The sequence below is a fragment of the Halorubrum marinum genome, from assembly GCF_048381195.1.
In the GTDB taxonomy this organism is placed as follows: domain Archaea; phylum Halobacteriota; class Halobacteria; order Halobacteriales; family Haloferacaceae; genus Halorubrum.
Window position 1 is genome coordinate 326,740 of the sequence record NZ_JBLWMM010000003.1, and the last position, 24,254, is coordinate 350,993.

The following is a 24,254-nucleotide window of genomic DNA, read 5'->3' on the forward strand; positions in this document are numbered from 1 at the left end:
GCCGGGTATGTCCAATCGCGTCGTGCAGGGACGGATGGTCACCCCCGAGACGCTCGCGGAGCTCGTCGAGGGCGAATCGATCCTCGAAGCGGAGTCGATCACGGACGCCGACCGGGAGTGCCCGGAATGCGGCGGCGACGTCATCCAAGTCGGTTACATGCCGAGCGTGACGGAGTTCGTCACCGGGTACAAGTGCCAGGAGTGCGACTGGAAAGACGACGACCGGTGACGCCGATCGCGTCGCCGTCGGGGGAGTCGGGTCGCCTCCGCACCGTCCCTCGAACGCCCGCGATCGAAACCCCTTTATCCGCGTTTCGGCAACCCACGAGTGCAGCATAACGCGGGGCTGTGGCCAAGCCAGGCATGGCGACTGACTCCAGAGGCTCGCGCCCGGGACGACACTCCAGACTGATATACCGAGCGGCCGACTGATCATCGGTCGCGTTGACGACCCTCTGGAGTTCCGAGGCGCACCGGAGATATCAGTCGATCGGGGGTTCAAATCCCTCCGGCCCCATAGCGGTCTTCACTCTAACGTATCACTTCTTAGTAATAGCTATTCGACTAAAAACAGGTCCGCAACCGGAGGTGTTGGCGCGTGAGCCTCGGATACTCCGGGTCGTTCACCGTCACGAAGGACCGCGAGTTTCGGTGCGATACCTGCGGTGCCCGATGTACTCGAAGCATCAACGGTAATCTCGAGTACGGTCATCTCGTCGGCTGTCCCGAGCGTCCCGACCAGTTCACGACAGGGACCGCTGACAGCGGGTACAAGTACACTCCCGACGACACTGACGCCGACACTGACGGGGGTGCATCCGCGTGAGCGACGTCGATCCCGGACATCATGCGACCACGTTCAAAACCGCGCGAGAGGAGCGCGACCGAGATCTCGACACGTCTCACTCGACGCTCGTCTCCGCTCGGTGCGTCGAGTGTCGCGAGATCCGAACTAAGAAAACCTACACAGACACCGACGAGACCCGGTCGTTCCGCCATGTCTGCCACGACTGTCAGCGCGCCACCTGGTGGAACGTCCTCGAGGTCGTCGACGACGACCAGGACGACGAGCCCGAGCTCGTCACCGACGGCGGAGTGGATCGCGGGACGATCGATGTTCACGGTCACGACGTGTACCCCGAACAGCGCTCCGTCCTCCCGTGTCCCGCGTGTCGCGACTCAGTCGAGGCGTACTACCTCGGTAGCCGGAACTCCCTCGTACACGGCGACCAGCCCCGAGAGACCGTCGTCTCTGGGTGGGTGTGTCCCGACTGCGGCCGCACCTTAGAGATCGCCGACCACGACATGATGAACGGCGATCCGCAGTGGGCGGACGTTCGCGTTCTGGACCAGGAGGTCGATCACAAATGAACATCGACGCACTTCCGAAGCGCCCGCTCTCGACCGACGAGATCCGAGAACTCCGCTTTGACGGCCTCGATATCTATTCCGTCGCCATGTACAAGTCGGACCGGTACCGCGAGGTCGCCGCTCTCGATATCCGTTTGGACGGAGACGACCACGTCCTCGTCTTCGACGATATGCGTTGGAAAGCTATCCACTCCGACCGCACCGATCCCGGCCGCGTCGTTGAGATCGTGCAGGAATGGATCGACCACAGAGAAGCCGATCAAATTACTCCGATCGCTCCCGAGCCCTGGTCGGGTGATCGCCAATGAGCATCGACGCGCCCTCAACGCCCGACGCGTCGATCGGCTCGCTCCCCGACCCGTCCCTCGAGGACCGTCGCGGTCCCAAGCCCGTCGCTCACGGTGCCGGTGTACAGTGCGTTTTTAACGATATCGACCGCGACGAGCCGATCTACTCTGCTGTTCACCAGCTGTGGTACGAGGTCGTCGGTGATCGCGACCAAGAGCCCGGCGTCGTCGCCGACCTCGACAGCACCGACGTCGAGTGGCTCGACCCGCCCACGTCCGGCCGCGATTGGGTCGTCAAACTCACTTCGAGCCGCTGGAAGGGTGGAAAGGGTACGGGAGACGACTTTAGCCGGTACTACAAGTACGATCTCACCCTTCGCGAGCGCGACGAGGACGGAAACCTGTACAAGACCGGCCGCGCGTGTTCGCTTCGAGTTATCCCTCAGTTCGACGACCTCCATTACCAAGACGGGAACGAAATCACCTACCAGTACGGAGAGGGATCGCTCGTTCGATGTTCTACCACTTGGGCGGACACCGCCGAGGAGGTCGAGCGCCGGATGTTCGACGTTCTCGACGCCGTCCTCGATGTCGACCGCGACCGACTCCGTCTCGACCGCGACGAGGACTCTCGCCGGATTCAGAAGGCCGAGGCGCACCACCGGTTCGATATCGGGTGGAAACGCCAAGTCGTCGAGACGCTCGACCGGACTCGCGAGCTAATCGCGTACGGCGGCATGTCGGAGATCGACGCGCATCAGAAGCGACAACGCGAGGGGTACCTCGAGGCGCTCGTCGACGCCGATCGGTGGCACCTTCTTGGGTTCGATCGAACCCGCTTCGATATCGAGTTGAAGTGCTACCAGGCCGCCGGGTGGGCGGAGATCCCACGCGAAGATCCGGCGCACCACCCGAAACTTGAGGCGTCGTTCGCGGGCGTTGACGGCGACGGAGCACTCCCGCACGTCGACGAGTGGGAAGACGTCATGTCGACGCTCCGGACAGTCGTCTCGTCACATCTAGACTGGTCCGGCGTAGGTCGCGACGAGCTCGTCGCGGATGACTATCAGCCCGGCCCGGCCGTTCCCGAGTACACGTACGCTCACCCGTGCGGGCGTCGCGAGCAACTACGCGAGCGCTTCGAAGCCGTCTCGACCGAAGTGTACCGCGAGGCCCTGAAAGCGAACACTCAGGCCGTGTACGATATTCTCACGGTGATCGCGACCGAAGCCGGTGCGTCGTACGACCAGCTCGAGGAGCGTACCGGTCTCGCCCGTTCGACGATCCGGTACCACGTCTCCCGTCTCGCAGAGATCGGCGTTTGCGATAAGATATCTAATCCGGTCCTCGTCGTGTTCCCGAGCCCCGCCGCGCTCAAAAGCTCGAAGGAAATCCTCCGGAGGATCTACCCGGACGACCAGGTCGACGACCTCGAGGAGCGTGCGGTGGCTCGTCGAGAGCGCCGCGAGGAGCGCGACGATCCGACCTCCGTCGGCGACGACCAGGACCCCGACGACCTGGAAGACTCTCGCGACGCCGGCGACGACGATCGCGCCGACCAGGACGACGCAAACACCTGGCGGTACTTCGACGAGACGATCCTTGAGCCGCACCAGCTGTCGAACGCGCTCGAGAAAGGCTACCTCGAGCCCGACCACGTGCGGGTCCGCGTTGACCCGTACGAATGGATCGGGGGGTAGGACATCCGTCGGCCCGGTCGAAAGCGTCGGTCGACAGCGATAGCGCCGTCTTTTCTTTGCGTCTTAACCAACATCCGACCGACCGACACCATCTAATGTAGGTTAAGACCGCGATTCGACCCCGTCGAACCTGTTCCGTTCGCGTATGATTTTTGTTTGTCGGTACATCTCGGGTGGAGAGAACAACATAACGGTTCTGCCTGTCTTTCACGGATCCGCGCGTTTCGGCGTGTCGAGCGTCGATAAATCGGCCGTCTGAGCGTTTGCGGCGAGCGGGTAGGTTAGCGGGTTCCCCTACGGGTGTAGCCCCTAAGGGGGAGAACAATAACGACCGGAGCCAGAACGGCTCCGGTCTACCGCAACACACCGCCCCGCACGTGGAACCTACAGGATGGACGTAGGAGACCCTCTCCGCGGTGAGAGCGCGGGGTACACGTGGGCAGAACCCCGAGAAAGTACCTTGTCAGATAGCCTTACGACGCCACCGCATCGACGAGCCACCGGAGGAGACGTCGGCCCGGTCCGGTCGCTTTCTCGACGAGCTCCCGGAGCGCGAGGTGGAGGTGGTCCACGATCACCGACGGGTTCGGATCGAACCAGTTCGCGGCGATCCCCGCTGCGAGCACGACCAGGACCGCCACCGAGTACGCCACGAGCGCCGCTCCCGCGCTCGCGGCCCGGTGACCGACTCGACGGGCGCGCATGAGGTAAAACGCCACCAGCACGCACGACGCCGCCGCTAGCGCGCTCCCCCCGAGACCTATCTGTCGGAGCAGCTCGAGAAGGAACGACATGGGCTTAGTCGTCGCCTCCCTGGTCTCCGAGGTCGAACGTGACCTCCGTGTCCGGTTGCGCCTCCGCCTGGTTACTCGCCCGCCAGCGGTAGATCGCGAAGCTGACCAGAATCAGCGCGAGGAGCGCCCCGATCTCCGCGATCACTCCCTCGAGTGCTCCGAGCACCGAGCCCGGACGGATCGACTCAAGCGCGAGCACGCCCGCCAGCGACACGGTCGGGATCAACACCCACGCGGGGATGTCCGCCCGCGTTCGCGCCTGAATCTGCCAGAGACCGAGGAGCGTCGCGATCGACGCCACCACCGCCCCGAGCCCCGACGCCGCCGCGTCACCGAGCGCGAACACCGTCGCGCTCCACATCTGAGCGATAAGCGACCCCGGCGTCACCAACTCGAGCGCCGCCGCGGAGATCACCGTCGAGCCGACGAGGAGGAGCGCGTTGCCCCGAACGCCGGTCGCGCCGCCGAAGCGACGCCCCGCCCAGAACAGGCCCGTCACCGACAGCCCGACTGCCGGGAGCACCAGCACCAGCGGCGCGACCGCTCCGGTCGGTTCGGGGACTCCACCGCCACCCGACCCCTCGCGGTCCAGCTGTCGAATGGTGTACGTCTCCGCAGAGCCGTCCGTCGTGAAGTACACCGGCGACGACGCGCGGTCCGCGTCGATCTCCCGGTCCTGCGTCGCCGACCACAGGACGTACCGCTCTCCCGGGAGCGTGTCGTAGTACGTCACGTCGAGCGTTGACGCGCCGACCGTCTCGCCCTCGCGAACGGAGAACCGCGGCTCGTCGCCGTCCTCGACGAGAACCTCCATGCCGCCCGACTCCGGCTCGACCGACAGCGGCGACGACCGTACCGTCATCGTCGAGCCGACGTTCGCGTCTGGCGCCCGGAGGATTTGCGTCCCGCTCGCGGCGACGTCGACGTGTGCCGACTCGCCCGACCAGCTCTCCTCCGTCGCGTAGTGGATCCGGTCGCCGAGCTCCGTCCCGTCGACGCGGAGACCGAACATGCCGCCGTCCGCGATCTCCGTTATCTCCACCTCCGTCGCGAGCTCGTCGCCCTCGACCGTCGGTTCCACGATATCGACCGTCCCGTCGTACGTCCGGATCTTGTGACCCGTCGCCCGCACGTCGACCGTCGTGTCCGCGTCGACGTCGCCGATCATGACCTCGAGGTCGGTTCCGTTCAGTTCGTGGCTCGGTGGCGCGCTCCACTCGCCGCCGTTGAGCCGATACTCCACGTCGTCGATCTCCGCGACGCGGTCAGAGAAGGTCAGGACGGCGTTCGTGTCCGCTGTCGCCGACGGGTAGGTGTTGCTGACGTTGAACGACTCCGTCCACGAGGTCGCGTCGACCTCGACGCTTTGGGTCGTCCCGCTCGCGTCGTGAGCGTACGTGAACCCGGAGAGCGACTCCGGCCCCGTCGCCGGCGAATTGGTGCGCACAGTAACCGTGTTCGTTCCCTCCTCAAGCCACGCCTCGTTTGTCGCGAGGCTCGTCGTCTCGCCGTCCGCGAGCGTCCCCGTGTGGCTCGTCTCGTGACCGTTAACTTCCACGACGGGATCGCGCGTCTCCGTGGCCTCCGTGATGTTTGCCGAGACGGTCGGAGCGTTACCTGAGCCGGATATCTGCCATGTGTCGCCAATCGACGGATCGTAAGTTGCGGTCCTCGTCTCACCGTCAGTTAGTAGTTCGCCCGACGAAACCTCCGCGGTCCCGTCGCCGGTCGCGTCGACCTCCGGCGAGAGTGTCCCGTCTAATTCCTCAAACTCATAACTCAGATCGACCTCCTGAGCTGGTCCGGAAACGGTCGGTAAACTCAACTCGATCGTGTTCCCTCCACTCGTGTCGAGAGTGTTATCAGACAGCGACAGCGTCGTCATCTCGCCTTCTGAGAGCGTCCCGCTGTGGCTTACCGTTTCGCCGTTCACGGTCACGGCGGGATCGAGGGTCGGATAGGAAGCATCGTATGAGAGTGTCCATTCAAATCCTTCCTCAGAATCGCCCCAAGATAATTCCGACGTGTCTGTGGTTAGATCCACACTTGCCGGTGTCCCTGATTCCACGTTGAACGACCCGCCCGTGTCTGGCTGTACCGTAGTACTAATATCGTGGTTTCTTTCAGTTAACTCAACATACTCATCATCTCCGCCAAGCCCGGCGATCGAGAACCCGCCATTACCGCGCACATATTCGATCGACATATCCACGTTGTTACCGACAGGCACATCATTTCCGTCCCAAACCGTCGTTTGGTAACCCGACTCGATTCGCTCCGTGCCCATAGAAACACCGTCGACATATACCTCAACATCCACATATTCGTTCTCATAATTCTCTCCGTATATTTCCACTTCTTCAACCGTGTCTACCTCATTCGCGCTTTGCGTCCACGTATCCGTTTGCCCGCCATCCCATACCCCTCCGATCTGACCGTCACCGTCGCTATTCGGATAATGGATGTCCGATCTTTCTGTCGGGCCGATCTCAATAACTGCATTTTTCGGATCCGCGGTTCCAGCTATGTCAACCGAATCAACTGACGTATCAAGTGTCCCGGTTGTTTGTTCGTGTGTCGTGTCCTCCACGCCTGTCAGATCGATCGTCGGCGTCGCACTCTCGCTCGTATCTGTGAGCGACCCCTCAAGCGCAACACTCGTCGAATATCCGTCCGAGACACCGATCGCCGAATCGCTGACGGTTCGGCTCCCGAACCCGTTACCTTCGACGGTGAGCGTCGTCTCCGGCGGATCAACCGTCCCGCCGATATTGGGATCGACCTCGCCGGTCGTCGTAACGGAGTAGTCGCGCGTTGCGGTGTTCTCCACGCCCGTCGCATTGATCCCGAAGTTGTCGACGCCGTCGAGGCTGTCGATCTCGTACTCGTAGGTCGTCCCGTCGCCAGCAGCGTCGCCCGACAGCGTGATCCCGCCCGAGAACGTCACCGTGTTATCGCTGAACTCCGGGACGGTGAACACGCCGACCTCGCCGTCTTTGTCGATCGGCGACTGCCACTCCTCGCCGCTCTCGTGGACCCCGTACGCCACCTCCGGCGCGAATCCGACCGCCGTCTCGAGGAGCGCCAGCTCCACCGCGACCTCGCGGCCGTCGTGGACCTCGTCGTCTCGAAGCACCAACGCGACCTCGTCGTTCGTCACGATCGTCCCCGCGTTGAGGTACTCCTCCTCCGCGCGCTCCGGCGTGGTCACGATCGCCTCAAGCGTGTCCGCGTGGTCGCTCGCGTAGATCGCGCCCTCGAGGTCGGCCGCGCCTATCGGAACGTCCGCGCCCTCGGGTATGTCCTCGTGTACCTGTGCGTCCCCGAGCGCGAGCATCCCCGACGGACCACTCGCGCCCGCTGTCGCCGGCGCGAACGCCGCGCCGACCATCGACACCATCATGAACGACGCCAAAAGCGTCGCGAGAATCTTCTTGTTTGAATCTGTCATGTCGCACCTCCGTCCGTCGGAGCACCGCCACTAAACAGGGGGGTGGGGGGGTGCTCCCCTTGGAATGTTAATATACGCGCGTGTGCGAGGCCGGCTCTCGCCGCGTTCCGGACCGACGTATCAGCCCGCCGAGTCGTGGATCCGCGTTTCGACCCGACCTCCCGCGCGTTCTTTTTCGATCTTTTCGCTCGAGCGCGAGCTCGACGAGACGACGATCTCCCTCTCATAGCCCCACCGCCTCGAGGTCGAAGTCGATCGATACCTCCGCGTCGAGCCGCGCCTTCCCCTTCACGTTCGGCCAGGAGATCGACGCGTAGTTTTTGCTGTTCCACGCCATCGCCTCGCCCTTTTCCATCCCGTTCGTGTACCGTTCCGTCGGGATTGGACACGATTTGTTCCCCGGCAGCGACTTCCCGATCGGCGGGCTCGCCCGCGACATCGTCACCCACCAGCGCTGCTTTGCGCGGAAAAACCGAATCAACTCGCCGAGTGCGTGAGCGTACGAGAACACCGAGACGCCGTTCTTACGGGCGTCCGCGAAGTCCTTCGCGAACTTCTTTATCTTCTGATACTCCTCGTGGACGTCTTTCTCCGCGTCCGGGTCGAACAGGTTCCCCGCCTCGTCGACGAGAATCGACGTCCAGTGATTGAACTCGGAGAACTTGATGCGAGCCTGGATAAACGCGAACCACCACTGGTCCGCTGGCGTCGACGACGACGGCCCCGGCTCTCCGACCGGCGTCACCCGGTTCGGACCGTGGAACGCGTGTCGGCTCGCCTCCTCACACCCGCGGTGGAGCGGGTCGGGATACACGACGTAGAACTGTCCCTCGAGGAGCTGGTTAAGCAGGTCACGCGGCGACTCGTACCGGACCACGTCCCGACAGATATCCGCGAGGTCGACGTGGAACGGCGCCACCTGTGGCGACTCCGGGACGATCCGCACGTCGATCGGGATGCCCGCCGGAACCGCTATCGTCGCCCACGGCGCCAGCGGGAGCCACTCGAGCCGTTCGTTCGTCCCGCTGTCGTCCATCGTGTCCGCGAGAAGCACGGTCTCGTTGTTCAGCTGCATGAGCCACGAGACCGTCGCCTGCATGAGCGTCGACTTTCCGCGCCCCGGCGGTCCGTACGCGAAGTAGTCCGACCCTCCGGCCGTCCACGCGTCGACCGTCCGCGCACCGGAAGAGCCGAATCCCGTCCGGTCGCCCTCGTCGTCCGCGATCCATTCGAGCGCCTTCGCCCGCGGGAGCGGGTATCGCTCGAGCGCCTCGTGAGACGGGTGCGGGTCGTTCGGGTCGTACTCGACCTCTCCGACCAGCTGCTCGAGCAGTTGGATCTCCCGTTCCTTGAGGTGGATAAGAGGCGTCGCCCACGCCGACGGGTAGGTGGCGACGTTCTGGTCCCGCTTCTCGCAGAGTGCGAGGTACTTGTGGAACGGCGCCATACTGAGCCGCTTGTACATGTCCTCGCCGTCGTTGTGGTTCGACAGCGTCGGGTCTCCGAGCGCCTGCGCGCTCTTCTCGTGCGTGTCGAACACCCGCTCCATCTGGTCGCGGATCTCCGCCTCCGTTGATACCTCCTGTATTAGTTGTGTCTTACTCATGAACTCGGGTACTCCACCGCTGAGTGGTCCGTCGTCTCGCCGCCGGAGATCGCCTCCCCGGCCCGGTCCGATACCTTCGCTACCGCCGTGTTGAACGGCGGGAGGAACTCCGTCGCGAGGAACGACTCGCGAAAGAACTCCGCCGCCGTGTCGTCTCGTGCCGTGAACATCTCGCGGAGCGGCCGCTCCGACCAGAACGCTCCCGCGAGGTCCTCGTCGAGCTCGCCGTACGACGCGTGGATCGCCGTCGGGATCCACGTCTCCACGATCTCCTCGAGGCTGCCGAACCCGCGGAGCCCCTGAGTGACCACCCATCGCTGTCGGTCGGCCACCTCTCCGAGCCCCGGCCGCATCGCCGGCGCCTCCTGGTCGTCGACGTCCACGACCGTCGGGTCGTCCGTGTCGTCGTCGTCCGCGTATTCCACGGCCGACCAACGCACCTTTCGGAGCGCACGTTGACACGCCGGGACCAGGTCCCGAGACGCCACCGCGAGACGCCACTCGCGGGCTCTCTTCTGTGAGAGGAGCGCGTCCTCCTCGACCCACCGCTCGCGCTCCTCCTCGACCACCAGGAGCGTCGACAGCTCCGACAGCGACATGAGCCGGTCGATGTGCCACTCCGGCGGGAGTTGCCCGAGCGTCGCCACAGTCGCCTCGTGCGACCACAGGAGGAGGTCCTCCCGCGAGCCGAAGCCCGACAGCCACGACGAGATGAGCTCCCGCTGGTCTCGCGAGAGCGTCTCGAGCGCTGGCCGTGTCGGCGACTCGAAACGCGGCGCCTCGAGTATCGACGCGGTCCCCTCCGCATACGGGTCGTCCGTGTCGACGTCGTCCGCGAGGTCATCCCACTCAGTCATCGGCCGACGCACCTCCTTTCGAGGTCGCGTCGTCCGCTAACACGTCCGTCAGCGATTCCGTGTCGCCGTCCTCGAGCGCACCGATCACCTCGTCGAACTTCCGGAGCTCCGTCTCCTCCCGCGCCTGTTTGCGTTCGGCGACGTTGCTCCCCTTCTCCGCAAAGTAGTTCTCTTTGAACCACTCGCGGTCCGCCAGTTCCTCCAGCTCCTCGCCAGCCTGAATCATTTGGAGCACGACCGACCCGAACATCCCTGGCGCCGCGTTGACCTCGCACCGACCTTTGACCGGTCGTGCGACGTACATAGCGCCCGGGACTGTCGCCGCTGCTGCCCCCAGGACGCCAGCGGAGAACACCGCCGCTCCGAGGAGGTAGCCAGCAGAGACGATCCCGAGGAACGCGAGCACTTCAGCCCACGCTACTCCCTCGAGGTAGATCGCCAGCCGGTCGATCGACGTCGCATCGTCCGGGATCTCCTCCGGGTCCGGAGACCGGTACAGGTGCGATATCGACCAGCCCTCCCGCTCGAAGTTGATCGGGTCCGGATCGAACGGGTCGGTGAACACGATCTCGTCGGCCCTCCCCGTCCCGTTGTACGTCACGCTCGCGTCCCCGCCGATATCGAACTCCGGGATCGCTCCGCGGGTCCGTGCGAGGTAGGCGCTAATGCCCTCGAGGACGACTCCCTCCGTCTTCTTACGGCCAGCTCCGCCGACCTCCGCCAGCGGCCACGTCGACGTGTGGATGTCGAACCCGCCCGACCCGTCTTCTTGGACCTCCGGATCGTCGAGCTTGAATTGGATCACCTCGACCGTCCGGGTCTCGTCTCCCCACCAGGTCACGGCGGCGACAACCGTCACGAGCGCCACCACCGGGATGAGTATCCACGGAGCCTCCGCGAGGGTGTTTATGACGTTCTGCCAGCCGAGTAACACCGTCATGAACCCGATCGGGATCGCCGCCGCCCCGTAGAGCCAAATCGGGTATCCCGGACCGGCGCCCGCGTTCCGGTGGAACTGCCGCGCGACGTAGAGGCTCGCGAGGATCACGACCAGCGCCGCACCGAGTACGCCCGCGATCCATAGTGCGAGGTCGCTCCGCGTGTCCACCGCCACCGGCTCCGCCGCCCGCGACGTGTGTATATCAAACGTCCACTGAGCCGACCCCTCCGAGCCCTCAACGAACATCGTGGCCCGCCGCGGCTCGTCGTACGACGCCGCCAGGTCCACCTCAGTCTCCGCGTACGACTGCGGTATCTCCACCGTCGTCTCTCGTACCTCCTGGTTCACCGCCGCTGGCTCGTATCGCACGTTCCCGTCCGCGTCCTCCGTCCGCACCTCTCCGCGTTCCCACGTCACGATCGTCACGTCGAGCTCCTCTCCGCCAGCACCCCAGCCGAAGGAGCCACCGAGGTACAGCGACGATCGTTCGATCGTCGTCCGCGGCTCGAGGTAATCCCACGTCGCCGGGTCGCCGCCGACACCGGCGATACCGCTCGGGACGTAGCGAACCCACAGCGACCCCGCCTGTCCCCACCGACGCGTCGACGCCGGAGCCGCCTCCGACGCTCGCACGCCAGCGTTGTCGAGCTCGTCGAGGTCGTACGGCCCCGTCGCCTCGACCGTTGTTCCGTTCCGTTCCTGGTCGTCCTGTGCCGCCGCCATGCCCGACGCTCCCGCGACGACCAGGACCGCCAGCACCGCGACCACCGCGACCAGAGCGCCGCGAGAGCGTCGCGACATCTACCGGGTTCCCCCGTTCGTCAGCGCCGTCGACGCCACCAAGACGCCGACCACTAACAGGCTAAACCCGACGACGCCAACCTCGATCCATCCCTGGAAGCCAGCGATCGCCAGCGCCCCGAGCGCCAGTTGCGTCACGCCGCCCGGGAACATCGACACGACGTCACCGACCACTCCGAGGAGCCCCGCCAGCTCCACGAACGCGATCGCCACCGCGAGCACCGCGCCCGAGATAACAGCGACCACTCGCCGAGAGGTCTTTCGCGTCGCCTCCGGCGCGTCGACGCTGTCCTTCCGGTAGTTCCGGACCCACAGACCGCCGACCGTCGCGACGCCAGCCAGCGCCGCCACCGCCGCGAACGTCAGCATCCAACTACCGCCTAACATCCCTCTACCTCCGTCTCTCGACCCCCACCCGCATGCGGGGGGCTCTCTCCGTCTCGACTCGCCGTCGTTGTGTGTTTCATAATCTCTCTGATAAGGACCGCCGACTCCGGCGGACCAACTGAATTAGTGCGACCAGCGCCAGGAGGAGCGAAACGACGGTAAACGCCGTCCGAATCTCCGCCGCTGGAAGCCACGATACGTCCGGAGCCGCCGCGACGAGACGCGACAGCAGCAGGTACACGAGACCGCTTTGCTCCGCCGCGACCATCACGATCGCCAGCACGATCTCCCCGCCGTTGATGAGGAGGTCCGCGAGCACCGCGAACACCGAGCCGACTCCTCCCGCGAGGAGCCCGTCGCGAGCGCTCATATGAATCTCACCACCCGGTAGATACCCCAGACGATTCCGGCCACGATCGCCGCCGTTAGCGCGAACGCCAGCGCGGTCACCAGTGGAGCCAACGGTCCCGCGCTGGCCGCGACTCCCTCGACCGTCTCAAGCGGGAGCGCCACCAGCGTCGCCAGTGTCGACCATATCGAGTCCATGTTCCCGAGGACTGCGCTCCCGGATCGCTCGAGCACACCGCGGAACATCGCCGTGATATCCAGCCCGAGCTGCACCGCGAACGTCAGCGCCGACAGGAGCCCGCCGACGAACACTCCGAGCACGATCTCCCGGATGTACCCGCGCGGGTTCGAGAGGAGCGACGACGCTTCCGAACCGAGCGCGAGCGTGTCCTCCTCACCATAGTTGACGTCGTCCGACTCGCGGAGGTCGTCGTCGAGGATCTCTCCGCTACCGGACAAAGCGGTTCACCCCCCACAAGACCAGAAGGACGCTCGCGACGACGATAACTACCGCGGCCGGGAACGCGAAGATACCGAGTGACGGAACGAACGCCGCTGCCGACGCGAACGACGTCGTTATCACCGACTCGCCCGCGACGAACGGCGCCCGAACGACGCCACCGATCGACTCGCCCGCTGCCGTCATGTACGCCACGACACCCGTCGAGACGAGGTTCAAGAAGTCCGCGATCGCGATCGCGACCAGCGTCACGAACGCGCCCGCTGCCGTCTCCGTGAGAGCCGCCCACCGAATCGACCCGTCGTCGATGAACTCCTCCGACTCCGGCGGCTCCGCATCGGGCTCACCTCCACCCCCGTCTAACAGGTTCGTACTCATGGATCTAACTCCGGCGCTCGCGGACCAGTTGTAACGGCGACACGGAGATCCGCCGCAGGAACATCAGGAACAGGAACATCCCGGCGAGTGAGACGCCCATAGCCACCGGGAACGCGAACGGTCCGAGGAGCGCTCCGGTTCCCTCGAGGAACGACGTCGCGCTCGCCGTCGCTCCCGCGTCAGTCACCGAGACCGGCGCGAGGAGCGTCCCGCCGATGAACGTCGACATGCCGCTCGCGAACGCCTGTACCGGCGCGAGAAGCGTCGACGGGATCCCGATGAGGATCTCCACCATCGTAATCGCCAGCGCCGTCGCTCCGCCACCGAACACGACGGCGCGACTGTAGTCCACGACGCCCTCCTCTCGGACTCCGTCCGCGCCCTCGTTGACCACCTCCTGAGCGTCGTAATCTGAACCTGATTCGGAAGTCTCTGAATCACTCATCTTACCTCCCCACTGCGGACGCCGCCCGGCGACGGGCCAGCGCGATCGCGCCGACGAAGCCGGTCACGATCGCCGCTGCCCACCCCCACAGGTTCGACATGACACCCCCGCTCCCGCCGAGCGCCGGCGCGCCACCGCCGCCCGCCGACATCGACATCGCCGACACGATCTCCTCGTCCTCCGTGAGGTCGTAGTGGAGCCCGATCGTGTCTCCCGCGGAGACCGTCGTCGACAGCGTCACCTCGTCACCGATATCCGCGTCCTCGAGGACGCTCGTCGCGTCCGTCCACGAGATATCGTCGAGGTCGTCCATCGTCGGGACCTCCGTCAGATCGTGCGCGTACTCCACCGTCCGGTACACGTCCTCCGGGTGCCGCACCTCGTCGGTCAGCTCTCCCGGCTCGACGACCTCCACCTCGTAGAGACCGCCCGGGAGCTCGAGCGCGCCGACCAGGTGGTACCGCTGGTCGTACGAGCCCCGCTCGACCTCCTCGACCGTGACCTCGAAGTTCGACACCGGCGCCTCCGACGCCCGGATCTCCACATCGTACTCTACGTCCCCGAGCGTCGCGTCCGTGAACTGGTTCGTCAGCGACGTGAGAGAGACGATTCCGGTCCGACCCGTCGGCTCGACCAGCGTCTCCTCGACGACCTCCTCGTCCCCCGTGTCGTACACCTGCCGCGTCCCGAACGACCACTCCGAGTCGAGCTCGAGATTCAGCCCGTGGACCGTCAGCGCCGCGTTCGCGTCCGACACCGAGACGACGATCTCCTCGAGCGTGTCCAGCGTCGACCCGTCGGGGAACTCGCCGATCTCCGTTTGGAACACGACGCCCGACCCCTGCGAGGTCGCGATCGTCGACGCCGCCGCACCGTCGGCGTCCGGGTCGATCGTCGCCGCCACCGACGCGCCGCCCGCGTCGACGACCTCGACGTCCACCGTCGCACCCGCCTCGAGCTGGTCCACGTCGACCACGAGCTGCAAGACCTTCCGCGCCTCTCCCGAGTCGATCGTGAAGTTACTGAACGTCGCCGACTGCGACGCACCGGCCGCCAGCGCGTCCGACTCGAGCACCAGAGCGTCGCCGTCGTCCGAGATAAGGAGGTCGCCCGTCCACTCCTCCGCGTCGAGCGCCGACACGTCCTCCTCCTCGTCGTCCGCGGTCGTCCGCGTCACTCCGCGCGGGAACGCCGTGTACTCCGAGGTGTCGATGAGCGACGGGTGGAACGAAACCGGGTTGTGCGTCTCACCGTCCTCTTCCGGGTCCGGCGCGAGCACGGCGCCGTACTCCGACGTGAGACTCCGCACGTTCCCGTCGTTGTCGACGTAGTCCAACTGTTCCATGTCCGCCGTGTGCTCGTCGGTCCGCCACCGACCGGCGTCGACTCCCGGGAACGGCGTGTACTCGTTCCCGAAGTCCGGGACCAGCCCCGCCTCCTGTGCGGAGACCGTCCCCGCGCCCGCTGCCGCCGCCGCCATCGCACCGACGCCCGCCATGAACACGCGCCGGTTCATGGGGTCGTTGAGCGCGTCCGCTGCCGCTGTAGTTTCTACCTGTTCTCCCTCGTCTGCCGATGTTGCTGACATAGTCTCTGAAAAGTGGGCGTTTCCGCCGCCCGCGGCGTAGTTGCTCGTCTCTCTGAGGTCCTCGACGTAGTCCGCGAACGCGTCGCTGACCACGATCCCGTCCGGATCCCAGGTCATGCGTCGTCCCTCCGGTCGCCTCCGTCAGTCGCTGGTGTTGGTTCGGGATCGGATTCGACGCGGTCTGTCGACGAGCTCGACCCGAACGATATCGTCCCCGTTTGGGTGAGCGTGAGCGCTGTAAACGCAACGACGATGACCGTCTCGGACGCGCTCGGACTCGCGGCCGTGCCGAAGGTAATGTACCAGAACAGCCCGGTCATCGCAACGAGTATCGCGGTCCCAGCGTCGCTGACATCGAAGTTCATGCGCCAGTTCCCCGCATCCGGGTCGGTTCCGAAAGCGCTAGAACAGCGCCGCCGCCCGCGATTAGCGCTCCGCCGGTAACGACCGAGTCACCGAGCATCAGGAGTCCGCCCGCGAGCACCACGAATCCCGCCTCGAGGTCCTCGTCGACGTCAAAATAGCGAGCGACTGCCGTCACGCGTCGCCCCCGTGGTTAGACCAGTCTGTCCACCGCCTCACCTCGCCGTCGGCGGGCTCTTCCCCCGAGCCCGTGTCGTCGTCTTTCATACCTGTCACCGGCCCGCGACACGAGCCGATATAAAAGACGACCCGTCAGCGAGGGGATAAAACGGCAGAACCGAACGGGTGTGAGGGGGTCTTCGCCTAGTTGGTCGCTTGGTGGTTCTTCAGCATGCGTTTCGCCTCGTACTTGGGGATAGCCCACTTCTCCACGACGTACTCGATCTGCCGCTGTGTGACCTCATCCGTAGATTGTTCAGAGTCCATAGCTCAGGAACCCCACGACGCCCGCGATGATCGTCGCCGCGAGAACCCAGAGCGGCGGCGCTATCGGTCCGATCTGCGGATCTTCGCCCGACTCTTGCTCACGGTTCATAGTGCCCCCGTCATCCATACGATCGCGGCCACGACCAGCGCGAGGAAGCCGACCAAGAGGCGGAACCGAACCGTGCTCGCGACCTCGAGGCCCGCTTTGACTCCGGAAAGGAAACCGCGATCATCATCTACAGCGGATTGATCCCGGATCACGCGAATCCCGCCTCCTCGAAGGCGTCGTTTACGACGTCGGGCGTCGGCGCGTTCAGGTAGGGCTCGATCGCCTGGAAGGAGTCCCACCCGCCGACCTGCATGACGACGCGCGGGTTCACCTGTTTATCGACGAGGAGCCGTTGAGCGAACCGCCGACGGAGATCGTGGCTCGACACGTGGTGAAAGTCCTCGTCGCCGGTCGCGTCGGCCGCGCGCTTGGCCGTGCGTTTGACCACCGCCCGGATACCGCTCTCGGAGAGGTCCACGATCGGATCGTGGCGGCCGACGTCCTCCGACCGGACGTACCGGTGGATGTCGCCCTCGACCTCCCGCGGGAGGTAGGCGTCGCGAGGCTTCCCGCCGCTTCCGGTCGTGTCCTTCCCCTCCGGGACGCGGAGCCGGAAGTGGTCGCCGTCGGGAGTCCGCTTCACATGTTTCGGCGCGACCTGCGGGATCTCGAAGGCGCGGAGCCCGACGAATCCGCCGAGCTGTATCACGAGGTCGTCGCGGTGACTCCCCGCGGCGCGGCGGAGCTCCTCGAGGTCGTCGTCCGTGAGCCACACTTTGTGCTGGTCCGGTTTCGCTGTCGCCTCTAAGCGCATACGACCTTCCAAAAGAAGCTATCACTTAATGCGGCAGAACCGAGCGGGTCCACGGCGTGATCGGGGCGGTTTCGAGGGTCTATTTATCGACTTGTATAACAAGTCGGGAACCTTGAAGTATCACCTTACTCAGCATCCGATACATGACACGTGACGGCGAAGTCGACAGCGACGTGAACCCTGCCCTCTGGCAGATCGGTTGGAACTGGCTCTACGTGTTCGTCGGAGCTCCGATCCTCGGGATCGTCCTCGGGTACATGATCGGCGGCGGGCTCGGGTGGGCGATCGGTCTCCTCGCGTTCTTCGGCGGCCCGGCGATCGCGATCGCGGGACTCGCCTACGTCCACATGAACAAGAGCGACGCCCTCGCGGACGGGACCGAAGTCGTGAAGCGCGAGGCGGCGGAGGTCGCCCGTCTCGACGGCGACGAAACTGAGACGTACTCTCTGGTCACCAATATCGGCGACAGCCTTCCGCTCCTCCCGAAGCCGAAACGGGCGGTCGCGACTCTGGTCGTCGATGATGCGCTCCTCCTGGTCCACGACAGCGCCGCGGTCGATCTCCCGAGCCTATCGTGGAGCGTCGGCGACAGCACGAACGAGTTCTACTACGACCAGGTCTCCGGCGTGAACTACAACCCGGTTGAGGACAAGGACGAGGAAGGCGGCACGTTCTGGGTGAACCTCTCCAATGGTAACGGACAGTCGTGGGACACGGTGACGGACGCGAAGGACGCCCTTAGCGCGGTGCAGGACCGTATCCGAGCGTACAAGACTCAAGTAGGAAAGCAGACTGCGTAGCTATTCTCCGTCTGCTTCCTCGAGGTCGTCAGCGTCGAGCTGGCCAGCGAGGTAGTCGCGGCCGCAGCCAGTAATCTCGTAGTAACCGCGTTTTGGTTTGTCTACGAGCCCGTAGTCCGTAAGATCGGAAAGTCGCCGACTGACATGGGTCCGTGATTTGTCGATGTTCTCGGCGATCACTGCCGGCGTGAGTCGGAGCCCACCTTCGAGCGCCTCAAGAATGCGGTCGTCAGTAGGCATCTGCATCCATTCCGCCGGTTTTCGCATGCGAAACGCTGCTCAGAACTGCCAGATAGTCGTGTTGATACGGTCTTTTTGCGATACTTAAGGGTAGCATAAATGTAACCAATTAGTAGAAGAGCTTAATACCCCCGAACCTACAAGTGACATTCACGGACCCTGACTGGTCACTAAGTAGACCTGAAAAGTGCGGGCCGCGCTGGTGGATCAGCTGGCCCGTGTGGGGTTCCGTGAGACAGCACGAAACCCATGTACGGAAACACTACGGGCGGGCTTGAAACCCCCGGCCGACGACGCGCATCGCGCTTTACTACCACTCCCGATCCGCTCGCTGTAATCGTCCGCGCGGACCGCGCCGCGCACGACGTGGCGCAAACCTCGCTCGGCGAGTTTGTCGGAGAGATCGACCTGTATCCCGAGAATCATGATTAAGACTCATAGCGGCAGAATCGGTAAATCAGAGCTTAACGCCCGACGGCACGACCACTTTCAGTTTCACCGAGCGCCTTTGGCCGACCCCCTTTATACGGGGACGGCTCGGTCCGGTATGGTCGAAATCGACCTTGACGAGGAGACGGATCGGTGGCAGTGGCGGTGCCCGGCGGGGCACCGGTCGTGGGAGCCGACGAACTACCACTTCTGGTGCGCTCAGTGCGCCCGGTCGAACGACCGGGACGCCGAGCCGGAGTTCCAGGAGCTTCGGAACGTCCGGACCGATGAGACTTTCGAGCGCGACGAGGTCGAGCTCGTGCGCGGCTCCGACTCCTACCAGAGCCTCCGGGGTGAGGAAGCGTGAGCCCCGCCGGCGATTCCGAGGAGATCGAAGTCGAGATCCGTCGGAACGGGAACGGCTCGGTCCTCGCGTACGCCGACCGAGATCGCGCCGAGGAGGCGTTCGACGACCACCGGCAGGTCCTCCGCTCGCTGTACGAGCTGGTCGATCGGCGCCACGGTGAGAACGGCGAGACGGTCGCCCGCCTCGAGGTGCGTTCGGACGGGCTCGGGCAGATTCTCGTTCGTGACGAGTTCGTGCGGGAGATCGGGACCGATCGCGCCCTCGAGGTCGCGGACGACATGCGATTTCATGCCGACACTCGGGAGTTGGCGACGGACGGCGGTGTCGATCAGGACGAGGGTGAAGGTGAATACCCGATGTACTGCCCCGAGTGCGACGAGATGATCCCCGAGCGCTGGGACCGCTACGACGAGACTTTCGTCTGTCCCAGCTGCGGGTCGAGGACGTACGAGGACAAGGAGGAGTACATCGATGTCCTCCATGGAACGGCGCGGTGGCAGCGTGAAAACGGGTACGAGGTGACAGCATGAGCGGTCAGTCCGACGGAGTTAGTGATCAGTACCCCGAACAGTGGGAGTTTGACGCGATAATGGACGTTGCTGAGCGGTGGGCGATTACCGGTACTGAGGCCGAGAATTACCTAATTGAGGTGGGCTTCTTTGACGAGTGACGCTGACCCCGACGGAGAAGTTACCCACTTCTGCGAGGACTGTGAACACGGTCTAGTCGTTCTCTACGACACGAGAGACGACTTTAGCACGCCGATAGTCTGCGGCGACTGCGGCGCAACGAACACGCGCCCGATCTCGGAGGCTGACCATGGCGAGTGATCGCTCCGGAGACGAAGATCCGCAGCCGGCGCAGAGGTTCGGCGGGCAGGCGATTAGTAGTCGCGTTCGGATCGAAGACGCGCCGTTCACGGTGCAGGTTTACGAGCCCTACCGGGGCGAGCTGCAATTCATTCGGCTCGGGACCGAGAACATCTTTCAGATTCGGGCGAGCGGTGACGACGCTCGCGGGACGGCCCGCGTCGAGATCTCCAACGACGAGCTCGAAGAACTGCACGAGGCGATCGGTGAGGTGTTGAGCAAATGACCGACGGTGTCGAACGCCGCCGCCCCGACTGGTGGGCGTTAGACCCGTGTGTTCACCGCCGCGACGAGCCTGCCTACGAGGTCGGCCACCACTCGATCGTCACCAACCACTACGTCGTCGAGATCACCCGAGAGATCAACCACGGCCCGTACAACGCGGCCGACGAGCTCGGGCTCCGGGTCGAGCACAAACTCAACGAGGTCGTCGACGAATACGACCGCGTCCATACTGACGTGAAGCGGATCGCCCCGATCTACGACGACACTCTCGCCGGTCGGAGGCTGATCTCTCATGTCTGACGACTTAGACGGAGAGATCGATCACCGCGACGGAAGTCGGCTGGAACTCGAAGACCCAGAACACTGTAAGAAGTGCGGAGGCGAACTCCCGACCGGCCCCTGCGACGCGACGGACGATCTCGGCCGGCCGATGATCTGGAGCACCGCCCTCGCCGACTGGGTATCGATCGAAAAATGTCCGGACTGCTGGGCGCGCGAACGGATCGAGGGCCTGATCGCCGAGTCCAACGACCGGTACGCAGGTAGGGTCCCGGAGGTGTTAGCCGATGCCGCCGAGTGAGTTTGCCTGCCGGCAGGTAGACCGCGACATGATGCGTCGGGTGTACCGCGACCTCTGCGATCCGGGAGATCACCATCCGGACTGTGGAGGGCGGGCGTTTCGCTGTCCCCACACGGAGGGCGCAGATGACTGACGACCGTGCGGAATGCGGAGACGAAGATCCGCGAGTGCTCGACCTCTACTCGGGCCGCGGCGGTGTCGGCCTCGCGCTCGACGAGCTGGACGTCGTCCACGTCGGCGTCGACATCGAAGACTACTCTGACACGTACCGCGGCGAGTTCCTCCGCGGAGACGCCTCGGAGTTCGTCGGTGGGGGCTTCGACGTCGTCTGGGCATCGCCGCCGTGTACCGCGTACTCGGACCTCTCGCCGACGGCCTACGGTAGTCGCGAGGCTGCCATGGACGCCTGCCCGACGATCCCCGAGCTCCGCGTTCGCGAGATCGCGAAGGCTGCGGGTGCCGAGTACGTCATCGAGAACGTCCGCGGGGCGTCCCGTGCGGGCCACCTCCGAGACGCCGCCCGCGTGAACGGGCTGGCGTTCGGGAAGCCGTATGACCTCGTGCGGCACTTCGAGACGTCGTACCCGCTCCCGGACGCTCACGAGCCGGGCGACCCGACGGTCAAAGTGCAAACGCGTGAGGGACAGGACCAAAGCGCCGCGTCGCTCGCGGAGGCGAAGGGCGTCCCGGCGTCGTGGGGGAAGCAGGGCGTCCGCTCGGCTATCCCGTCCGAATACGTCCGCTGGGTGCTGTCGTTCTGTCCGACGCTCGACGTCCCTCGTCCGGCGCGTGAGCAGGCGATGCTGACGGAGGTGAGCGCCCTTGCCGAGTGACGATCAACTCACTGAGAAACTTGAGCGAATCGCGGACGCCCTCGAGCTCCAAAACGCGCTCCTCTTACAACTCGTGCAGGACCGGGAGCGCGAACGCGCTCAGGAGCATCCGAACCCGGATCACTCGGGTCGGTCAGACCACGCGACGGCGACCGACGTGGTCGACTCCTACGGCGACCTCTACGGCGGTAGCATCGCCGGGTGGGAGTTCGACCCGGTCAGCGACCAGGTGGAGGACATGGGGGACTCGCGGTGAGCCCGGCCGGTTCCGCGCCCGCGCATCCGTCGGAGCTCTCACCGCGCCAGGCCCGCGATCGGTTCCTCGACAAGCGCCGCATGGAGAACTCGGAGAAGACCATTCGGAGCTACCGGAATCGCCTCACAGAGTGGGTGCACTGGTGTGAGGAGCGCGGTGTGGAGCGCGTCGGCGACCTCTCCGGCTGGTCGTTTGACGAGTACGAGCGGTTCCTCCGCGCGGAGGAGAACGCCCCGGCGACGGTGAAGGGGAAGATGACGGCCGTCTCGCAGCTGGTGCAGTACCTCGAGACGATCGAAGCGGTCGACGACGATCTCGCGGAGAAGGTCCACGTCCCGAAGCTCACCCGGTCGCAGGAGACGAGCGACACGATGCTCGACACGGAGGACGCGAAGGAGCTCCTCGAGTTCTATCGGAACGATCCGGGTCACTTCGGGACCGCTCCGCACGCGGTCCTGGAACTGTTCTGGAACACCGGGTGCCGCCTCGGAGCGCTCCGCGGGCTCGACCTCGGTGACTACGATAGCGACGCCGGATACGTCGATTTCAATCACCGGCCGGAGTCCGGGACGCCCCTGAAAAACGACGAGGAGGGAGAGCGAGTCGTCCGTATCTCGGAGGCGGTCACGGACGCGCTGGATACGTATATCGCTCGCGAGCGATCGGAGAAGCGCGACGACGGAGGTCGCGAGCCGCTCTTTTCAGGTCGGCAGGGGCGCGTCTCGGAGTCGACGATCCGAGCGTGGGCGTACCAGGGGACGCAGCCCTGTCTGTACATGCAGTGCCCGCACGGGAGTAGCCGCGGGAGCTGTAAGTTCATCCAGCGGTCCCACGCGTCGAAGTGTCCCTCCTCGAGGGCGCCGCACCACATTCGGACGGGCTCGCTCACCTGGCACTGCGACCGCGGGCTCCCGATCGAAGTGATCAGCGAGCGCGTCGACGCGGACCCAGACACGATCAAGCGCTACTACGACAAGGCTGATCGGCTCCGGAAGATGGAGGAGCGGCGCGAGGAGTTCACGGCGGATCTGGATATCGACGAAGAGAGCGGCGACCACGACGACGAATCCCAATCATGAACACGACACCGAAAATCGATGTCTCGGCGTACCGACACACCACTGAATCTGAGTTGCGCGACTCCCTCCGGCCCCATTCTCTGCTGCCGCGAGCACATTCGCGAGCGGCAGCAATGTACCGAGGATGATTTGAATCAGGAAGCGTCAGCGATCGTAGTACACAACGTCTCAGGCCCGTTTCTACCGCCGCGAGCGAACTCGCGAACAGTCGGTCATTCTGATAAAGTCAGCGAAGACAAAAGCTCACTTATAACGGGAGAATCCCGTCATCGTCGTCATCCGAATCGTCGTCGGAGCCGCCATCTCCGTCGTCGGTCGAGTCGTCATCTGTCGAGTCGTCAGAGCCGTCTCCGTCGCTCCCGTCGTCCGTCTCGCCCCCTGACCCGTCATCGTCCGTCTCGCTATCAGCTGCGGTCTCATCGTCTTCATCCGACTCAGACCCGCCCGACTCCCGCACCGCGTCGCCCTCGTCGAAGACGTCCGTCTCGACCGTCTCCTCGTAGGTCAGTTCGTCGAGCGGGACCGTCACCTCACCACCGCCCGGGAGCTCGATCACCGCGTAAAACTCGATCCGGAGGTCGCTCACCTGGTGGCCGTGCACCGACTCGTCGAGGTGGGTGACCCACCAGTCGTCGAGCTGTCGGTTCTGTAACGCGGTCGTGAACTCGACCGTCTCCGTGCTCCGCGAGGGGACGACGTACCCCTCCTCGGTCTGCCCGGTGGCCATCTCGACGCCGTTCATCGTGACGTCGTACCCGATCTCGGTGATCGCGTACGGCTCGAGGTTCGGGTTGTACACCACGAACTCCATGTCGATGGGGGTCTCCGAATCGCCGAGGACGCCCCACTCGGCGCGCGTCTCGTTGACGTACAACACGGGGTCGCTCGTCAGCGGGCTGTCGGCGTTCACCGGCCGCGTCTCCTCGGAGTTGAACGCGCCGAGCAGGTCGGTGTCGATCTCGTGGCTCCGCGCGAACGCCACGCTCCGGTCGAGTCGCCCGGAGGTGACGGTCGCGTCGATGTCGACGGTCGTGCGCTCCCCGTTTCGGACGTGGCTCGTCCACCACGGCGGGATCGCGGCGTTCTCCATCGCCGTCTCCAGTTCCACGGTGGAGTTCCCGGTCCCGATCCGGACGCCCTCGCGGCCGCCTTGTGCCATCTCGATCCCGTTCATCGACACCGTGTAGTTCACGGCCACGTCGTCGAGACCGACGCCTACCGGGTTGGGGTTCGAGACGACGAGATCCGTCTCGATCGTCGTCGTCTCGTTCGTGACGTCGCCGAACGTGTTGTCGATCGCCGCGACACCCGGCACGCCGACGACCCCGAGCGCGTACGCGCCGCCGACGGCGGCTCCGACGACGAGGACGCCGCCGAGCGCGATTTTGAGCTTCGAACTCATCAGTCCGGTGACGACGCGACGGAGGCCCATACACGCTCAATCTGATCGC

General features: G+C 64.9%; 32 protein-coding genes and 1 tRNA gene. 16 read left to right on the top strand and 17 right to left on the bottom strand.

The genetic code is table 11. From position 1 onward, the window contains the following. The first annotated feature begins 7 nt into the window (after nt 1-7). The 6 genes from ACNSN4_RS05425 to ACNSN4_RS05450 all read left to right on the top strand — a co-directional run bounded on the left by ACNSN4_RS05425 (nt 8) and on the right by ACNSN4_RS05450 (nt 3,358). Nucleotides 8-229, top strand: a complete 222-nt coding sequence (locus ACNSN4_RS05425; RefSeq protein WP_418284763.1) for a DUF5795 family protein — start codon at nt 8-10, stop codon at nt 227-229. Nucleotides 230-342: 113 nt separating this feature from the next. Further along, nucleotides 343-517 (top strand) — tRNA-Trp (locus ACNSN4_RS05430). Nucleotides 518-598: 81 nt separating this feature from the next. Further along, on the top strand, nt 599-826 hold the full coding sequence (locus ACNSN4_RS05435; RefSeq protein ID WP_418284764.1) for a hypothetical protein: 228 nt from the start codon (nt 599-601) through the stop codon (nt 824-826). Continuing rightward, the gene (locus ACNSN4_RS05440; protein ID WP_418284765.1) at nt 823-1,371 is read left to right on the top strand and encodes a hypothetical protein; all 549 of its coding nucleotides are present in this window, start codon (nt 823-825) and stop codon (nt 1,369-1,371) included. The genes ACNSN4_RS05435 and ACNSN4_RS05440 overlap by 4 nt, the downstream gene beginning before the upstream one ends. Beyond that, nucleotides 1,368-1,679, top strand: a complete 312-nt coding sequence (locus tag ACNSN4_RS05445) for a DUF7964 domain-containing protein (protein WP_418284766.1) — start codon at nt 1,368-1,370, stop codon at nt 1,677-1,679. The genes ACNSN4_RS05440 and ACNSN4_RS05445 overlap by 4 nt, the downstream gene beginning before the upstream one ends. Beyond that, on the top strand, nt 1,676-3,358 hold the full coding sequence (locus ACNSN4_RS05450; protein ID WP_418284767.1) for a winged helix-turn-helix domain-containing protein: 1,683 nt from the start codon (nt 1,676-1,678) through the stop codon (nt 3,356-3,358). Before ACNSN4_RS05445 ends, ACNSN4_RS05450 begins: the two co-directional genes overlap by 4 nt. A gap of 473 nt (nt 3,359-3,831) precedes the next feature. On the opposite strand, the gene ACNSN4_RS05455 is transcribed toward ACNSN4_RS05450, so the two are convergent. The 15 genes from ACNSN4_RS05455 to ACNSN4_RS05525 all read right to left on the bottom strand — a co-directional run bounded on the left by ACNSN4_RS05455 (nt 3,832) and on the right by ACNSN4_RS05525 (nt 17,125). Continuing rightward, entirely contained in the window at nt 3,832-4,152 is a 321-nt protein-coding gene (locus tag ACNSN4_RS05455) for a hypothetical protein (RefSeq protein ID WP_418284768.1), read from the bottom strand. Nucleotides 4,153-4,156: 4 nt separating this feature from the next. Beyond that, the gene (locus tag ACNSN4_RS05460) at nt 4,157-7,603 is read right to left on the bottom strand and encodes a hypothetical protein (RefSeq protein ID WP_418284769.1); all 3,447 of its coding nucleotides are present in this window, start codon (nt 7,601-7,603) and stop codon (nt 4,157-4,159) included. A gap of 223 nt (nt 7,604-7,826) precedes the next feature. Next, nucleotides 7,827-9,209 (bottom strand): hypothetical protein, encoded by a 1,383-nt coding sequence (locus ACNSN4_RS05465; protein WP_418284770.1) that lies wholly within the window; start codon nt 9,207-9,209, stop codon nt 7,827-7,829. Beyond that, complete coding sequence (locus tag ACNSN4_RS05470; RefSeq protein ID WP_418284771.1) at nt 9,206-10,066, bottom strand: hypothetical protein; 861 nt, start codon at nt 10,064-10,066, stop codon at nt 9,206-9,208. The genes ACNSN4_RS05465 and ACNSN4_RS05470 overlap by 4 nt, the downstream gene beginning before the upstream one ends. Then, nucleotides 10,059-11,807: a hypothetical protein gene (locus ACNSN4_RS05475; protein ID WP_418284772.1), complete on the bottom strand. Its 1,749-nt coding sequence runs from the start codon at nt 11,805-11,807 to the stop codon at nt 10,059-10,061. Before ACNSN4_RS05475 ends, ACNSN4_RS05470 begins: the two co-directional genes overlap by 8 nt. Continuing rightward, on the bottom strand, nt 11,808-12,194 hold the full coding sequence (locus ACNSN4_RS05480; RefSeq protein ID WP_418284773.1) for a hypothetical protein: 387 nt from the start codon (nt 12,192-12,194) through the stop codon (nt 11,808-11,810). It lies immediately after the preceding gene. Nucleotides 12,195-12,270: 76 nt separating this feature from the next. After that, entirely contained in the window at nt 12,271-12,564 is a 294-nt protein-coding gene (locus ACNSN4_RS05485; RefSeq protein WP_418284774.1) for a hypothetical protein, read from the bottom strand. Next, nucleotides 12,561-13,001, bottom strand: a complete 441-nt coding sequence (locus ACNSN4_RS05490) for a hypothetical protein (protein WP_418284775.1) — start codon at nt 12,999-13,001, stop codon at nt 12,561-12,563. The genes ACNSN4_RS05485 and ACNSN4_RS05490 overlap by 4 nt, the downstream gene beginning before the upstream one ends. Then, nucleotides 12,991-13,380, bottom strand: a complete 390-nt coding sequence (locus ACNSN4_RS05495) for a hypothetical protein (protein ID WP_418284776.1) — start codon at nt 13,378-13,380, stop codon at nt 12,991-12,993. The genes ACNSN4_RS05490 and ACNSN4_RS05495 overlap by 11 nt, the downstream gene beginning before the upstream one ends. 4 nt (nt 13,381-13,384) lie before the next feature. After that, nucleotides 13,385-13,825: a hypothetical protein gene (locus tag ACNSN4_RS05500; protein WP_418284777.1), complete on the bottom strand. Its 441-nt coding sequence runs from the start codon at nt 13,823-13,825 to the stop codon at nt 13,385-13,387. A gap of 1 nt (nt 13,826) precedes the next feature. Then, nucleotides 13,827-15,530 (bottom strand): hypothetical protein, encoded by a 1,704-nt coding sequence (locus ACNSN4_RS05505; protein ID WP_418284778.1) that lies wholly within the window; start codon nt 15,528-15,530, stop codon nt 13,827-13,829. After that, complete coding sequence (locus ACNSN4_RS05510) at nt 15,527-15,778, bottom strand: hypothetical protein (RefSeq protein ID WP_418284779.1); 252 nt, start codon at nt 15,776-15,778, stop codon at nt 15,527-15,529. The genes ACNSN4_RS05505 and ACNSN4_RS05510 overlap by 4 nt, the downstream gene beginning before the upstream one ends. Beyond that, on the bottom strand, nt 15,775-15,954 hold the full coding sequence (locus ACNSN4_RS05515; protein WP_418284780.1) for a hypothetical protein: 180 nt from the start codon (nt 15,952-15,954) through the stop codon (nt 15,775-15,777). The genes ACNSN4_RS05510 and ACNSN4_RS05515 overlap by 4 nt, the downstream gene beginning before the upstream one ends. A 185-nt stretch (nt 15,955-16,139) precedes the next feature. Further along, nucleotides 16,140-16,262 carry a hypothetical protein gene (locus ACNSN4_RS05520; protein WP_418284781.1) on the bottom strand — a complete coding sequence of 41 codons (123 nt, stop codon included), beginning with the start codon at nt 16,260-16,262 and terminating at the stop codon, nt 16,140-16,142. 257 nt (nt 16,263-16,519) lie between these two features. Then, complete coding sequence (locus tag ACNSN4_RS05525) at nt 16,520-17,125, bottom strand: site-specific integrase (RefSeq protein ID WP_418284782.1); 606 nt, start codon at nt 17,123-17,125, stop codon at nt 16,520-16,522. 143 nt (nt 17,126-17,268) lie between these two features. Here ACNSN4_RS05525 and ACNSN4_RS05530 point away from each other — a divergent pair, with 143 nt between their 5' ends. Further along, nucleotides 17,269-17,925: a hypothetical protein gene (locus ACNSN4_RS05530; RefSeq protein WP_418284783.1), complete on the top strand. Its 657-nt coding sequence runs from the start codon at nt 17,269-17,271 to the stop codon at nt 17,923-17,925. Here the strand turns inward: ACNSN4_RS05530 and ACNSN4_RS05535 are convergent, their stop codons facing one another. Next, complete coding sequence (locus ACNSN4_RS05535; RefSeq protein WP_418284784.1) at nt 17,926-18,192, bottom strand: winged helix-turn-helix domain-containing protein; 267 nt, start codon at nt 18,190-18,192, stop codon at nt 17,926-17,928. A 520-nt stretch (nt 18,193-18,712) separates the two neighbouring features. Between ACNSN4_RS05535 and ACNSN4_RS05540 the strand changes: the two genes are divergently transcribed. The 9 genes from ACNSN4_RS05540 to ACNSN4_RS05580 all read left to right on the top strand — a co-directional run bounded on the left by ACNSN4_RS05540 (nt 18,713) and on the right by ACNSN4_RS05580 (nt 22,803). After that, nucleotides 18,713-18,961, top strand: coding sequence for a hypothetical protein (locus ACNSN4_RS05540; RefSeq protein ID WP_418284785.1), 249 nt, complete (start codon nt 18,713-18,715; stop codon nt 18,959-18,961). After that, nucleotides 18,958-19,491: a hypothetical protein gene (locus tag ACNSN4_RS05545; RefSeq protein ID WP_418284786.1), complete on the top strand. Its 534-nt coding sequence runs from the start codon at nt 18,958-18,960 to the stop codon at nt 19,489-19,491. Before ACNSN4_RS05540 ends, ACNSN4_RS05545 begins: the two co-directional genes overlap by 4 nt. Beyond that, on the top strand, nt 19,488-19,631 hold the full coding sequence (locus ACNSN4_RS05550; RefSeq protein WP_418284787.1) for a hypothetical protein: 144 nt from the start codon (nt 19,488-19,490) through the stop codon (nt 19,629-19,631). The genes ACNSN4_RS05545 and ACNSN4_RS05550 overlap by 4 nt, the downstream gene beginning before the upstream one ends. Before the next feature lie 149 nt (nt 19,632-19,780). Continuing rightward, nucleotides 19,781-20,056: a hypothetical protein gene (locus tag ACNSN4_RS05555; RefSeq protein WP_418284788.1), complete on the top strand. Its 276-nt coding sequence runs from the start codon at nt 19,781-19,783 to the stop codon at nt 20,054-20,056. Beyond that, complete coding sequence (locus ACNSN4_RS05560) at nt 20,053-20,355, top strand: hypothetical protein (RefSeq protein WP_418284789.1); 303 nt, start codon at nt 20,053-20,055, stop codon at nt 20,353-20,355. The genes ACNSN4_RS05555 and ACNSN4_RS05560 overlap by 4 nt, the downstream gene beginning before the upstream one ends. Next, entirely contained in the window at nt 20,348-20,635 is a 288-nt protein-coding gene (locus ACNSN4_RS05565; protein WP_418284790.1) for a hypothetical protein, read from the top strand. Before ACNSN4_RS05560 ends, ACNSN4_RS05565 begins: the two co-directional genes overlap by 8 nt. Nucleotides 20,636-20,760: 125 nt before the next feature. Then, nucleotides 20,761-21,468 (top strand): DNA cytosine methyltransferase, encoded by a 708-nt coding sequence (locus tag ACNSN4_RS05570; protein ID WP_418284791.1) that lies wholly within the window; start codon nt 20,761-20,763, stop codon nt 21,466-21,468. Further along, the gene (locus tag ACNSN4_RS05575; RefSeq protein WP_418284792.1) at nt 21,458-21,724 is read left to right on the top strand and encodes a hypothetical protein; all 267 of its coding nucleotides are present in this window, start codon (nt 21,458-21,460) and stop codon (nt 21,722-21,724) included. Before ACNSN4_RS05570 ends, ACNSN4_RS05575 begins: the two co-directional genes overlap by 11 nt. An 80-nt stretch (nt 21,725-21,804) precedes the next feature. After that, nucleotides 21,805-22,803, top strand: a complete 999-nt coding sequence (locus tag ACNSN4_RS05580) for a tyrosine-type recombinase/integrase (RefSeq protein WP_418284984.1) — start codon at nt 21,805-21,807, stop codon at nt 22,801-22,803. A gap of 247 nt (nt 22,804-23,050) precedes the next feature. Here ACNSN4_RS05580 and ACNSN4_RS05585 read toward each other — a convergent pair whose 3' ends face one another. After that, on the bottom strand, nt 23,051-24,235 hold the full coding sequence (locus tag ACNSN4_RS05585) for an LEA/WHy family protein (RefSeq protein WP_418284793.1): 1,185 nt from the start codon (nt 24,233-24,235) through the stop codon (nt 23,051-23,053). Between the last annotated feature and the right edge of the window lie 19 nt (nt 24,236-24,254).